Genomic DNA, 15,790 nt, shown 5'->3' with positions numbered 1-15,790 from the left:
GTTGAAGTGTTGTCACGCGTAGCGTGACTCGTTTGCGGCGAAGCCGCGATATAAGGAGTTCGGCTGCGCCGAACGGTTTAATAACTGGATTGCCCGGAACAAGCCGGGCAATGACGGGGTGCCCGGAACAAGCCGGGCAATGACGAGTTGAAGTGTCGTCACGCGTAGCGTGACTCATTTGCGGCGTGGTCGCCCTAAAACCTCAACTCGCCTTTCAGCAGAATGGCATCGTTATCCGCATCCGCGTCACGGTGTTCGCCTACGAGATCCAGGTCGAGGCGGTTGCCGAGTTTCCATTGGATGCCTAGGCGGTAGCGGTTGCTGTCGTTGCTTAGGGTCATTGCGGTGTATGGCGTTAGCAGGCCGGGGGCGGTGCCGCTGCCGAGCCAGGGTGCCGTGCCAGCAGAGATGCCATAACCGATCCGTGCGTCCAGTCGTGCGGCATAATCGCGAGCGTCATCTGCGGCGGTGTCAGCGCCGGTGGCGTTGCCGTTGGCATCGCGTAAGCCATCTTGCCACAGGTGCTGGATGTCGCTGGCGTCATCGCCGTAACCGGGGCTGAGGGCGAATGACCAGCCTTGGCCGTCGGCGCCGGCGGTCTGTTTGATGGTGCCGCTGACTCCCCATTCATTGGCATCGCCGTCGTGTCCGAGCAACAGCACGCGGGCTTTGCCTTCGACGCTGAAGCCGCTGGCGTTGACAAGGGATATGCCGAAGCCGAGTTCGGCGCCGGTGCCGGTGGCGCCATCGCCGCCGTCATGGCGTATGCCCAATTCGACGCTTCGTTCGGTGCGCGCGCCGTTGACCAGTGCGATGCTGTTGGTGGATTCCAAACTCACGCGCGCGCGGTTGACATCCACTTGCCGTCCACCAAAAATGCTATTGCTTTCGTCCACTTCCAGCGTGCTTTGCGTGACTTCGCCTTTCAATCGCAGGGTGTTGGCGCCGCGTTGCAATACGATGCCGTTGCCGCCAATGGCAAAGGTATTCATGGACAGGTCATCGCTGAATGTGCCGGTGCCGTTGTCCGAATCCAGTTCGCCTTTGCCGTAGCCGGCGGTCATCCACACTTCGCCGCGCGCATTGCTCCAGCCGAGGTAGGGATTGATGCTGGTCATGCTGATGTCGTAGGCGCCGTTGTTGTCGGTTTCCAGTTCGCCTTCGTTCCGCGATAGCGCCACGCCGCCGATGGCTTCGGCGGTGATGCGCGTGTCCAGACCGAGATGTATGCTGAACATGTCGCCGTCCCAATCCAGTGCCAGGTCTTCATCCTCGCCGCCGAAGTTGCGGTAGTCGCCGGAGCCCCAGAAGGTTATGCCACCTGTGCCGGTGCCAGTGCCATCGGTGGCGTTCAACGGCAGCGCAAACGCCGAGTTGCCGAGCAGGGTTTTCATATCCAGCGTGCCCTCCTCCATTGACGACGCGTGGGTGTTCATCAGGCTTGCCAGGGTGGAGGACATGGTTTGGTCGTCATTGCCATTCCTGCCAAGCGACATCTGCTGCCCGGCGAAGTTGAAACTGCTTGCGCTATTTTGTTGCGTGCGTGCGCGTTCCACTCGCCCGGCGATGGCGCTGATGTTCTGGTCGGCTATTGCGCGCGCAACTTCCGACAAAATCACTTCGGCGATCGCTTCATCCTCTTCGGTATCAGCCGGTGCCACCGTGCCGTCCGCGGTCGCCGGGCTGGCGGGGCCATCATTCGGGATGGTGGCAAGGTCCATCACGCTGTCCGCGGCAAGGGTCAGGCTGAAGGTTGCCGCGTTCGGGGTGAAGGTGATGGTGTAGGTGGTTTGGTCGCCGGAGTCGGTCACATTAGTCACCGTGGCATCAATGGCGGAGAAGTCACTCGCTTCCAAACCGGTAACCGCCTCGGAGAAGGTAATGTCGTGCATCTGTTCGGTGTCAATCACACCGACGTCGGTGATGTTGTCAAAGGTTACCACCGTCGGCGGCGTGGTGTCCGCGTTCGCAGTGCCGGACACGGTTACCATTTCATTCGGGGTGCCGGCGATGTCATCCACGCTACCCGGGCGAAGGATTACCTCGTATTCTGGCGCAGTCGGGGTGTGGGTGATGATGTAAGTGGTATCGTGAACGTCACCGTTACGGATCACACTCACACTATCATCCGCAGGGGTCACGCCAGTCACCGTGACACCGGTGGAATCAACGAAATCTTCCGGTTCCAAACCAATCACCGGCTCGTCAAAGGTGAGGACGAGTGTCTGCTCGGTGTTAATCATAGCATCGGGGGGGGCAACGTCGTCGTTCGGCACCTGCGGCGCGGTGGTGTCCGCGTTCGCAGTGCCGGGCACGTTCTCTTCTGTCGCGGGACCGGTGTTGTCGTTGAGGTCGGTCACGCTATCCTGTCCAAGGGTCAGGATGAAGGTTGGCGCAGTCGGGATGTAGGTGATGGTGTAGGTGTTGCCGCTACCGGTTACGCCAGTCACCTCGACACCAGTGGAAGTGGAGAAATCATCCACTGCCAAATCGGTCACCTCTTCGGAGAAGGTGATGGTGTGTGTCAGCACTTTGTTTATCTCGCCTTCGGTAATGGTGCCGGGGACAACCGTCGGCGCGGTGGTGTCCGTGGGCGGGGTCACGCCCGCGGCAAGCACGGCGGCGGTCGGCGCGCTGGTGGCGGTTTTGCCGCTATCCTCACCGTCGGTGTAAGTGGCGATGACTTGAATGGTCTTGCCTGCATCATCGGCATCCGGCGTGTAGGTTGAAGTGGTGCCCGCGCCGCTGATGGTGGTGTAGGTACCGCCGGACGCTGCACTTTGCCATTGATAGGTGATGCCGGTAACCGCGCCATCCGGGTCGGTTACCGTGCCGGCGGTCAATTCCACGCCAACCTGAGCGGTGCCGCTGATGGCACTGATGCTTCCGTCTTCATCCACATTGGTAACCGTCACCGTTACCGTCAGCGGTTCGCTTGGCAGGTTGCTTGGGACACCATCGGTTTCGGTGGCGGTAATGGTGATCGAGTAGGTCGCGCGGTCTTCAAAGTCCGGCGAGGCGTTGAAAGTCAATACGCCATCCGCATCAATCGCAAAGAAACTCGCATCCGCGCCAGTGACTGACCAGGTGAAGGCGTTGCTCTCGGCATCGGTCGCGGTGTAGGTCTCCACTGCTGCGTCGGCGTTCTCGGCATAATTCGGTGCTGCATTGCCACTGACTACCGGCGCGGTGTTAGCCGCTGCCGCCGTCGCCGTGCCGTTCACGCTCGCCGCGCTCTCGGGGCCTGGGTTCGGGGTGGTCGCGGTGTCCATCACGCTGTCCGCGGCAAGGATCAGGCTGAAGGTTGCCGCGGTCGGGGTGAAGTTGATGGTGTAGGCGGCACCGCTACCGCTCACGCTATTCACCGTGACAAAGGTGGAAGTGGAGAAAGCATCCACCACCAAACCGGTTACCGCCTCGTTGAAGGTGATGCCGTGATCCTGCGGCGTGCCAATCACACCTGCGGTAATGGTGCCGAGGGTCACCGTCGGCGCGAAGGTGTCAGGTACATCCGTTACTGTGTATGTTCTAGTTACCGAGGTAGCCGCATTGCCTGATGCATCTACAGAATCATAAGTGATTATGTAATCGTCTAGTGTGCCAACATCAACAGTTCCCGTTGTAGTCACTGCAGAACCGTCATCAGTTGTGACTCCATCAAGTAAGTTAGGTGGTGCTGAATCAATTTGTAGTGTAACGGTAGAAGGAACAACTGTGATGACTGGCACTGTGGTGTCAAGGGTAATGACTAATTCTGATGACGCACCAGATTCATTACCTGCTACATCCGTAGCCGTTGCGGTGAAGGTGTTGTCACCTTCAGATAGTGCAACTGCTGCAAATGAGAAATTCCCTGAGCCATCAGCAGTTGTTGTACCCGCTGAGGTTGCTCCATTGAATAGTGCTACAGTCGCTGCGGCCTCAGCCGTGCCCTCAATCGTGATTGGTGATGAACCAACAGTTGCCGATGCTGTGGTAATTGCAGGAACTGCCGGTGCTGTGGTGTCCTCTACAGTAATTACAATTGATTGTTGGTCTGGTGTGTTACCTGCCGCATCATCCGGCGCATTATAGGTTACGGCGTAAACTCCTATAACACTGGTGTCAGGTGTATCGCCTGTAATTGCTACTGCTCCAGAGTAAGCCGGGTCATTATCAGTTACCGTAGCGCCAAGTTCAGTGTAAGTGTTGGTTGCAGTTAACTCTATTGTTTCACTGGCTCCTGCTACTGCGATAACTGGTGGGGTAGTATCTGTAACGGTAACTGTTCTGGTTACTGTTACTGCAGAATTTCCAGTCGCATCATCCACATCAAAGGTAACATCATAGGCTCCAACCGCACTGGTATTAACCGTATCGCCACCAACAACTACACCACTTGTGATATCTCCATCAGCATCATCAGTGGCAGTAAAGGTAAATGGCGTGTATTCCGCTCCAAGTTCAACAGAGAATGAATCTTCAACAACTGCGATTACTGGTAGGGTAACATCATCAGCCGTAGTAGTGGTAGTTACATCCAGATCAGCAGAGTTGTCACTTGTCCCAACAGCGTTAGTTGCTGTGGCGTGATATGTATACGCTGTTCCGGCAGTCAATCCAGTATCAATGTAGGATGTTTCAGTGGTAGTAGTTGTTATGGAAACGCCATCTCTAAACAACTCGTATCCTGTGGCGCCATCCACTGCAGTCCATTGAATCACAATGCTGGTCGGAGTGACTGCTCCTTGTACAAGTACAGGTGCGGCAGGTGCTTCAATTGGTGTAGTCAAGGTAGTGGCAGCAACCTCGTTGGAATTAGCAGTTGTTCTGCTCCCCACTGTCGCGGTAATGACATACCTATACTCTGTTTCAGCAGTCAAGCCAGTATCAGTGGCAGTCAATGCAGTGGTTGTTGGCACTGTTACATCAGCACCGCCCGCAACAATTCTGGTCAGGGTGTAACTATCGGCATTATCCACTGCACCCCATGAGAGCGTTATGCTTGTATCAGTAATTGTTCCTGCGACAAGTACAGGTGGGGTAGTTACAACCAACACAGCGGATGGGTTACTTTGCTCGGAAGCATCGTTAACTGATATGGCGTGATAAGTGTAAGTTGTTCCAGGAGTCACGTCCGTATCAGTGTATGCTGGTAAATCACCACCCAGAGTAGCGTGAAAAACCCTTGCTATGAAGTCGGTTTTATCAGATCTATACAAGTAATAGACCGCGGTGCCATCCACTGCAGTCCATGTAATCACAACACTTGTCGAAGTGACTGCTCCGAGAATGAGTGTGGGTGCGGCGGGTGCAGTTGAGGCAGCATCAGTCCTTTCAGCAACCTCGTTGGAATTAGCACTTGTTCTGCTCCCAACTGTCGCGGTAATGACATACTTATACTCGGTTGCAGCAGTCAAGCCAGTATCAGTGGCAGTCAATGCAGTGGTTGTTGGCACTGTTACATTAGGCCCGTCCGCAACAATTCTGGTCAGGGTGTAACTATCGGCATTAGTCACTGCAGTCCATTCAAGCACTATAGTTGATACCGTAGTTGTTCCTGCGGTAAGTACCGGTGCGTCGGGTGCAGTAGTGGCAGCAACCTCGTTGGAATTAGCACTTGTTCTGCTCCCAACTGTCGCGGTAATGACATACTTATACTCGGTTGCAGGTTCCAAGTTCTCATCAGTGGCAGTCAGTGCAGTGGTTGTTGCCACTTCAACATCATCTTCGCCTGCAACAACTCGGGTCAGGGTATAACTGTCGGCATTAGTCACCGCAGTCCATTCAAGCACTATAGTTGATGTAGTAGTTGTTCCTGCGGTAAGTACCGGTGCGTCGGGTGCAGTTGGCGCGGGCAAGGTAGTGGCAGCAACCTCGTTGGAATTAGCACTTGTTCTGCCCCCAACTGTCGCGGTAATGACATACTTATACTCGGTTGCAGGTTCCAAGTTCTCATCAGTGGCAGTCAATGCAGTGGTTGTTGCCACTGTTACATCATCTTCGCCTGCAACAATTCTGGTCAGGGTATAACTGTCGGCATTATCCACTGCAGCCCATGAGAGCGTTATCGTTGTCGGAGTAGTTTCTACGAGAACAAGTGTGGGAGTAGCCGGTGGAGTTGGGGCAACAGGTGTTGCAGTTGTAGTTACATCCAGATCAGCAGAGTCTTCACTTGCCCCGGCAGCGTTAGTTGCTGTGGCATGATATGTATACTCTGTTTCAGGAGTCAATCCAGTATCAGTGTAGGTTGTTTCAGTGGTAGTTATTATGGAAACGTCATTTCTAAACAACTCGTATCCTGTGGCGCCATCCACTGCAGTCCATTCAATCACAATGCTTGTCGGAGTGACTGCTCCTTGTACAAGTACAGGTGCGGCAGGTGCAGTTGGAGCAACAGGTGTTGCAGTTGTAGTTACATCCAGATCAGCAGAGTCTTCACTTGCCCCGGCAGCGTTAGTTGCTGTGGCATGATATGTATACTCTGTTTCAGGAGTCAATCCAGTATCAGTGTAGGTTGTTTCAGTGGTAGTTGTGGTCACGGAAACGTCATTTCTAAACAACTCGTATCCTGTGGCGCCATCCACTGCAGTCCATTCAATCACAATGCTTGTCGGAGTGACTGCTCCTTGTACAAGTACAGGTGCGGCAGGTGCAGTTGGGGCAGCAGTTACTCTGTATGTTCTAGTTACCGAGGCAGCTGTATTTGTACCATCAGTGGAATCATAAGTGATCATGTAATCGCCTAGTGTGCCAACATCAACAGTTCCCGTTGTAGTCACTGCAGAACCATCATCAGTTGCGACTCCTTCAAGTAAGACAGGTGGTGCTGAATTAATTTGTAGTGTAACGGTAAGAGGATTAACTGTGATGACTGGTGCTATGGTGTCAAGCATAATGACTACGGCGGGTGATGCATCAGATGTGTTTGGTCCATCAGATGCGGTTGCGGTAAATGAGTTGGCGCCTTCAGACAGTGCAACTGCTGCAAATGAGAAATTCCCTGAGCCATCAGCAGTTTCTGTGCCAGCGGATGTTGCTCCATTGAATAGTTTCACAGTTGTCCCGGCCTCAGCCGTACCAGCAATCGTGATTGATGGTGTATTGACAGTTGCCGGTGCTGTGGTAATTGCAGGAACCGCCGGTGCGGTGGTGTCAGGTCCTACTGTTACCGTTTCAGTGATGGTTGCGCTTTGTCCATTGCTGTCAGTTACCGTGTAAGTTACGGCATAGTCTCCAGGAGCGTTGACATTTACTGTTTGACCGCCAACTACACTAGACGCAATTCCTGAGAGATCAAATGCATTGGCAATTACACCTGGGGTGTATGTTCCGCCAAAGGATACGGTAGTTGTATAGTCATCCGTGTTGCCATCAACATCAAAGGTTGGCGGTGTGGTGTCAGATACAGTAATTACAATTGATTGTTCATCAGGTGTGTTAGTTGCCGCATCATCCGGCGCATTATAGGTTACGGTGTAAACTCCTATAACACTGGTGTCAGGTGTATCGCCTGTAATTGCTACTGCTCCAGAGTAAGCCGGATCATTATCAGTTACCGTAGCGCCTTGTTCTATGTAGGTGTTGGTTGCAGTTAACTCAATTGTTTCATTAGATCCTGCTACTGCGATAACTGGTGGGGTAGTATCTGTAACGGTAACTGTTCTGGTTACTGTTACTGCAGAATTTCCAGTCGCATCATCCACATCAAAGGTAACATCATAGGCTCCAACCGCACTGGTATCAACCGTATCGCCACCAACAACTACCCCACTTGTGACATCTCCATCAGTATCATCAGTGGCAGAATAGGTAAATGGCGTGTATTCCGCTCCAAGTTCAACAGAGAATGAATCTTCATTAACCATGATTACTGGCACTGTGGCATCACCAGTTGTAGTTACATCCAGATCAGCAGAGTCTTCACTTGTCCCAACAGCGTTAGTTGCTGTGGCATGATATGTATACGCTGTTCCGCGAGTCAATCCAGCATCAGTGTAGGATGTTTCAGTGGTAGTTGTGGTCACGGAAACGTCATCTCTAAACAACTCGTATCCTGTGGCGCCATCCACTGCAGTCCATCTAATCACTACGCTTGTATCAGTAGTTGTGCCTGCGACAAGTACAGGTGCGGCGGGTACCGCGGGTGCGTCCGCGGCACGCACGGGGGTGGTCTTGTCGCTCCTGGCATTTTGGGTGCGGCCTTCCTCGGCATAGGTGACCTCGACTCTAATGGTCTTGCCGCTATCGGCTGGCTTCAGTACATAGGTAGCGGATGGGCCATTGGCGATGTCGGTGGCGGTACTGCCTAATTCCGTTGGCTCGCTTTCCCAACGATAATTGGTGCCGGTAACATCGCCATTCGGGTTGCTCTGGGTGACGAAATCCGGGTCGGTCGCGCTGGCGGTCAATACCTGCCCGACCTGAACGGTGCCGGCGATGGTTGCCGTGCCCTCCTCTTCCGCATTGGCAACCGTTACCGCTACTGCCAATTCGCTTGCCCCACTATCGCCATCGGTGGCGATAATGATGATGTCATAAACACGGTTGCCACCGTCATCGGTCGGCACTTCATAGTTCGGCAGCGGTGCGTTGAAGGTCAATACGCCGCTTGTGGGATCAATCGTGAAGAAACTCGAATCCGTGCCACCGACTGACCAGGTGATGTCGGTATCCGCGGCATCGGCATCGGTCGCGGCGTAGGTATGCACCGCCGCAACATTCTCGTCAACCGTTATCGCATCATCGCCAATGGTTCTGGTAATCACCGGCTCGGTGTTGGGCACGGCCGGTTCGGTCACGGTGATGACTACCGTGTCGGTGTCGCTTGCCGGGGAATCGGCATTATCGGTGACGGTCAGTTCAAAGATATAAGCCCCAGCCGCGGTAGGCGTGAAGGTCGGGCTGTCGGTGTCGGCATTGGTCAAGGTGATTGCCGGCGAGGGCGCGCTGCCATCGGTCATGGTATGCGTCCAGGCGTAAGTCAGCGTATCGCCCACATCGGGGTCGCTGCTGCCGGAGCCGTCCAGGGTTACTTCCTCGTTGGTCTCCACATCTTGATTGTCCCCGGCTTCGGCAACCGGCGCGGTGTTGGTCACGGTCGGGGCGGTCACGGTGATGACTACCGTGTCGGTGCCGCTTGCCGGGGGCGTGCCATCATCGGTGACGGTCAGTTCAAAGGTATAAGCCCCGGCCGTGGCCGGCGCGATGAAGGTCGCGGTCGGGGTGGCGGTATCCGCATTAGTCACGGCGATTACCGCTGTCGGCGCAGGCGCGCTGTCATCGGTCAAGGTATGCACCCAGGCGTAAGTCAGCATATTGTCATTGGAATCGCTGGTAGCAGAGCCGTCCAGGGTCACTTCGGCGCCGGCAACTGCATCAGCATCGGCTCCGGCATTGGCAGACGGCGCATAGTTTGCCGTGCCATTTGCACGCGCTATGGCGGCCGGACCGGGATTGCCTGCCCGGTCGGTGACTGTGCCCGCGAAGAGGATCAGGGTGTAGGACTCATCGGTCGGGGTGAGGGCGAGGGTGTAAGCATTGCCGTCACCGCTCACCACCACATCGACACCATCGTCGGCGCTGAAATCACTCGCTGCCAAACCGGTCACCTCCTCGGAGAAGGTGATGGCGTGATCCTCCGCCGTGCCAACCACACCTGCGGCAATGGGGCCGAGGGTCACGGTCGGCGCGGTTACATCCATTGTAATCGCACTGGTGGCCTGGTCCGGGTTAAGGATATTGGTGTCATCACCGGCGGCTGCCATTGCGCCAATGTCATACATCACCGCGCCGTCGGCAACATCATCCGCGACCACCTCGTAGGTTGCGGTGTAATCATTGCCCGCGCCTTTTGCCACCGTGGCATCCTGCCCGGCGATGGTCACGGTAACGGCTGGGGTGGCTGCCAATGCCTGATTGAGCGCGAAAGCCAGGGTCAGGGTGTCGCCGCCTCTGGCGTAACTACTATCGACCGAGTTATCGCTGGTGAGCGCGGGCACCCCGCTAAAGGCAAGGGTTACGCTCGTGGTCGGTTCGCCAACGGTGACGGTGCGGGTCAGCGGGTCAGCGGCATTGCCGGCTTTGTCGGTCACGGTGTAGGTGATGAGGTAGGTGCCGGCGGTGTTGGTGTCCACTGCGTCCACCGCTATGCCGTCACGGGTAAAGGTCGTCGGATGAACAGTGTCGCTAGTCGACCCTGGTTGACTGCCCTCTATGGTAAAGCCCCGGTCGTCGTAAGTTTCGCCGTGGGCAACGGAGATGGCAGCATTTCCCACCAGTATCAGCCTCGGCGCGAAGTTATCAATGGTCCCTATGACCAGAGGATCGTCGGTATTAGGATCAAACGCAGCCTCGTTGCCAGCGGCATCTTGGGCGCCGGTAATCGTTAGTCTTATGGGGAGTGCGCCCGCTTTAGTCCTACCCACCGTAAAGGTCACCGTATATTCGTTGTCGGAGTTGGGGACGAGCACCAAATCCCCCTCAAACAGCCTACTATTGCTGGAGTGGAAGATTTCGGCGGCGTCCTCAAGAGATGCCTCCACCAGTGGTTCGGTTGACTGCAGGGTTACCGTGACCTCATCGCCATTATTCAGCAAGAGATTACCCCTAAATCTTACCCCGTCGGGGGCGACAACACTGAGCAGGGTAAGCACTGGCGGCGTGGTGTCCGCGGTCGCCGTGCCGGTTGCGGTCGCCGGGCTGGCGGGACCATCATTCGGGCTGGCGGCGGTGTCCATCACGCTATTGGCGGCAAGGGTCAGGGTGAAGGCTGTCGCTCGCGGGGTGATGCTGATGGTGTAGGTGGTGCTGGGGCCGCTGGCCGGGGTCACACTATTCACCACGAGGTCGCCGGACGCCACAATGTTGGTGGAAACGGAGAAATCATCCACTTCCAAACCGGTTACTTCCTCGGAGAAGGTGATGTCGTGCGTCTGTTCGGCGCCAATCACACCGACGTCGGTGATGTTGACAAAGGTTGCCACGGTCGGCGGCGTGGTGTCCGGTGCCGCCGTAACCACTGCGGTCGATGCGCTGGTGGCGGTGTCGGCGTTGCCGCCAAAATCATCGGTATAAGAGACCACCACGCGCAGGGTGTTGCCTTCATCAGCAACCACCACATCGTAGGTTGAATTGGTTTCGCCTCCTATGTCGGTATTGTTTTCACCCACCGCATCCCCGCGTTGCCATTGATGGCCGGTGATGGCAATCGTGCCCGCGCTATCCTCATCGGTTACCACGGTGCCGGCAGTCAGGGTCTGCCCGACCTGCGCGGTGCCGCTGATGGCACTGACGCTGCCGGCATCTTCCGCATTGGCAACCGTCACCGTTACCGCAATCTCGTCGCTGGTCTCGCCCTCGCTGTCGGTGGCGGTGACGGTGATTTCATAATTGTTGCCGGTGTCGTCATCGGTCGGCGCCTCAAAGTTCGGCGGGGTCTTGAAGGTCAAGACGCCGGCGTTAGTGATGGAAAAGGCAGTCGCATCGGTTCCGCCGAGGGCGAAACTGGCAATGGTTCTGGTGCCAGTTAAGGTCGTGGTGAAAGGGTGCACTTCTCCCTCGCCATTCTCGGCAAATTCTATCGGTGGTGTTGGCGCCACAACAGTCGGTTTGGTCGGCGGTTCGGCGCGGGTGACGATGAGGGTGTAGGTTTTTGTAACGCTGGTGTCCTCGGCGGCGACCTTGATGAGGATGGTGTTATCGCCAGGAACCAGGGCAATCGCGTCACTGAGTGCGCCGCTGACAACCGCTGTGTCGTCCACAGTCACGGTGGCGGCGGGGTCATCCGGGTTGGTCGGGAAGTCAGTCACGGTCGGCCTAATCCTGATGCTGATCACCTCAGTCGCCACGCTGGCGGTGTAAGTCGTGGTTTCGGGCGCGAAGGTCGCCGGCACCAGAGCAACCGCGGCACCATTGTTATCGGCAAGAGTCAAAGCCGACAGAGTCGCATCCGCTGCCTGGGTAGTGATAGTCAGATCATTAGATGTGGCAATACGGTCAAAAAATGAGTTAACTGCTTCGATACGATAAGTGTAGGTTGTTCCAGGTTCCACTCTCAGCACATCAGTGTGTGTTCTGGCTCGTTCGTTGCTTACAGTTTCGTGTCTAACATCCTCTCTATACACTTCATAGCGGTCGGTGCCCCCTGGTTCACGATTCCAGTTAATCACAACGCTGGTAGAAGTGATTGCGCCTGCGGTGAGTGTAAATGGGGGGCGTGCCGCCTCGGAAATCACGGCGACGGTGCGCGCGCTGGTGGCTTCTTTACCGCTGCCTTCCTCGTCGGTGTAGGTGACATGGACTTGAATGTTCCTGCCTTCATCGGCTGCCACCGGCGTGTAGGTGTCTTGGTCAGTGCCGATGTCGGTGGTGCCGTCGCTGTCCACCCTCTGCCATTGGTGCTTCTGAACAGAAACGAAGCCATCCGGGTCATCGGTTACTCTGCCGGCGGTCAATACCTTCCCTACCTGAGCAACGCCGCTGATGGTTACCGTGCCGCTGCCCTCTTCCACATTGGTAACCGTTACCGTTACCGCCAGCGGGTCGCTGGTCTGGCTCGCGCTGTCGGTGGCGGTGATGGTGATGTCATACCCATTGTCGCCGCCGGCATCGGTCGGCATCTCATAGTTCGGCGGGATCTTGAAGGTCAAGACGCCGCCACTGGTAAGATCGAAGAGATTCTCATCCACTCCGGTTCCGCCGAGGGCGAAGCCGGTAATGGTGTTGCCGTCAAGCGCGGTCGCAGTGAAGGCGTGCACTTCTGCCGTATCATTTTCGGCGAACGTTATCGGCGGTGTTGGTGCCACAACAGTCGGTTTGGTCGGTGGTGTCGGCGTGGCGGTGGCTTCGCTTGACGCTTCGCCCGCGCCCACCGAGTTCACCGCGCGCACCTCAAAATAGTAGGTGTCGTCGTTGGTCAAGCCGGTCACGGTGTATTCGGTCGCGGTGGCACTGTTTGGAATTGCTGTCCACGGATTGGTATCGTCATAAGTTCCAGATGTTGTGCTTTGGCGAACCTCATAGCCGGTGATTGCCGCGCCGCCGGTTGCGCTCGGTGCCGTCCAGGTCAGCGTGACCGTGGTATCGCCCGCATCCGCCGTCAAACCGGTCGGCGCGGCGGGTGCTGTTGTTGTGTCAGCGGCGGTCGTTGCCGTGTTGGTCACATAATCGCCTGCCACTTCTTCGGTGGCGCCGCTGCCGGCTTTGGCGCGCACGCGCACAGTGTAGCCGGTGTCTGCCGTCAAGCCGGTGATGGCGGCGGTCTCGTCAGTCACCACGACAACCGTAGCCGTGTAGGTGTTGTCGTCCGCGCCGGTCACTTTATATTCCACATCAAAGCCGGTGGTCGGGTCTTTGTCGGTGCCGGGTCCTTGCGTCCAGGACACCGCGAAGGCGCTATGGGCGGGCGAGCCCACGTTGACGGCAACGCTGGCAATGGCGCGCGGTTGCGCCACATTGGGGATGAAGATGTCCACCGTGTCGGTAACGGGCTCGCCGCCGGACAGGGTCACGCTCAACTCAAAAGTCAAGGTGGTGTCGACGGTTACATAAGGCGTGGTGAAACTCGCATCCTCCGTGTCCGAACCGGTGATGGTCAGCGGGGTGGACGGCAGTGAGCCATTGGTCCCGGTGTGCGTCCATAAAATGACCGGGTCGGTGCCAGGATTGGTGATGGTGCCATCCAGATTCACAGTCGTGTTTTCCAGCACATCAGGTTGATCCGCGCCGGCATTCACGGTGACTTTGGCGCGGGTGATGTGGAGGGTATAGGTTGCTTCGGTTGTTGTGTCCTCGGCGGTAATTTTGATGCGAAGAGTATAAGTTCCGAGTGATGCGCTGAATGTAATTGCCTTGGAATTGGCACCTGAACCGTCAACATCCACTTCCGCATTGGCGTCAGCAGCAGTCGCGGTGACCGTGAACACGGTCGTATCACTTGGCACAGTCGCGCTATAACCGAGTGTCGCGGGCGCGACGGTTTCATTCAACGCCACAGTGTCGCCGTTACTATCCATTAGGGTCAAAGTAGCCAGAGCCGTATTAGCGGAGGCCGTGGCCACGGCGTCGGTGGTCGGCGCGCTGGTGACAGATTGGCTGCCATGCGCGTCAGCGTAAGTGGCGATGACTTGAATGGTCCTGCCTGCATCCGCGTCTATCAGTCGGTAGGTTGAATCGGTCGCGCCGCTGATAGCGGTGTAGGTGTTACTGTCGGACGGCGAACTTTGCCATTCGTAGGTGATGTCGGCAACCGCAACCGTGCCAGCCTGGTTGCTCTGGGTGACGGCATCCGGGTCGGTCACCGCGCCGGCGGCCAATACCTGCCCGACCTGAACGGTGCCGGCGATGGGCCCGATGCTGCCCGTCTCTGCCACATCGGTAACCGTGATGCGGATATCATCGCGGGTTGACGACGCCCCTGCGCTGTCGGTGATGGTCAGCGAGACCTCATAGACGCCGTCTGCGTTGGTGTCGGCGTCGGCGTCGGTTGGGGCTTCATAGTTCGGCGAAGCCTTGAAACTCAAGATGAGAGCGTCGCCAGCGCCGGTCAAATCAAACCATGCCGCATCCGCACCGCTCAGCACTTTATCGTTATCGTCGAGGGTTCTTGCGGCGGCAAGGTTGGCGGTGTAGGTTGCCACCTCAAGATCCGACTCATTCTCGGCAAAATCTACCGCCGCGGCGCCAGCGATGCTGGAAAGCGGCGCGATAAGGCGGATGTCCACAGTCTTGCTATCGCTCTTACTATCGTTGTCGCCGATTTTATCTCGCGCCGTGAATCGGAAGGTAAGCGTGGTGTCGGCCGCGACATCCGGCGCGGTGAAGGATACGGTTCTGGGCTTGTCGCGGTCGACATCCAAGGTGACCCTCGGGCAATCCGCAGCGCCATGCGTTGTGCCGGGTACCAGTGTACCGATTTTACCGATTGTGACGGATCCGGGCGCGTCGCGCGCGCCGCAATTTATCTGCTCCCAAGTAAAGAAGAGGGCTGTGTCGGAACCGTCCGGGTCGGTACCTTCACCGATCAAGGTAAAGGCCTCGTTATACCGCGCCTCACTTAGGTCGGTGGTGGTAATGGTCACCACTGGTGCCCGGTTTGTGCCGTCTTCATCCACATCGGTAACCCTCACCGTGACCGCAATCTCGTCGCTGGTCTCGCCCGCGCTGTCGGTGGCGGTGATGGTGATTGCATAAACGTTATTGGTGCCCTCATCGGTCGGCGCCTCAAAGTCCGGCGTGGCGCTGAAGGTCAAGACGCCGGCGTCAGTGATGGCGAAGTCATCCACATCGTCCCCGCCGAGGGCGTAACTGGCAATGGTTCTGGTGCCAGTTGGGGTCGCAGTGAAAGTCGCCACAGTGCCCGTAGCATTTTCGGCAAATGCTATCGGCGATGCTGGCGTAACCGTAACAACCGGTTTGGTCACCGGCGCGGCCTGCACGGCGGCGGTCGGGTTGCTGGTGACTTCTTTACCGCTACCCTCACCATCGGTGTAAGTGGCAACGACTCGAATAAGCCTGCCTTCATCGGCGGGTGCCGGAGTGTAGGTTGAATCGGTGGCACTGGCAATGGCAGCGTAGGCGGCGCTGTCAATGGCGTGGTTGGTGGTGTCGCCCGGCGCGCTTTGCCATTCGTAACTTGCTATGGCGCTGGTCGCAATCTCGCCGGTCAAGTTGGGCGGGTCGCTCGTCTCGCTGACAGAATCCGGGTCGGTTACTGTGCCGGCGGTCAATTCCACGCCGACCTGCGCGCTGCCGCCGATGTCGCCGATGGCGCCCGCCTCATCCACATTGGTAACCCTCACCGTAACCGCCA

General features: G+C 56.9%; 2 protein-coding genes (1 of these 2 cut by a window edge). Both read right to left on the bottom strand.

Annotation, left to right across the window (positions count from 1 at the left end; translation table 11 throughout):
* Positions 1 to 12: 12 nt before the first annotated feature.
* On the bottom strand, positions 13 to 162 hold the full coding sequence (locus ACP158_RS02705; protein WP_424947448.1) for a hypothetical protein: 150 nt from the start codon (positions 160 to 162) through the stop codon (positions 13 to 15).
* A gap of 32 nt (positions 163 to 194) precedes the next feature.
* Positions 195 to 15,790, bottom strand: partial view of an immunoglobulin-like domain-containing protein gene (locus tag ACP158_RS02700; protein WP_424947447.1) — the 3' end only. It continues 16,429 nt past the right edge of the window; 15,596 of the gene's 32,025 nt are visible here — the last part of the coding sequence; the start codon falls outside the window, past its right edge; the stop codon is at positions 195 to 197.

This window comes from Candidatus Spongiihabitans sp. (assembly GCF_965247905.1).
Lineage (GTDB): Bacteria > Pseudomonadota > Gammaproteobacteria > Arenicellales > Poriferihabitantaceae > Spongiihabitans.
The sequence above is the reverse complement of the archived record's forward strand: the minus strand, read 5'-3'. Positions and strand labels throughout refer to the sequence as shown.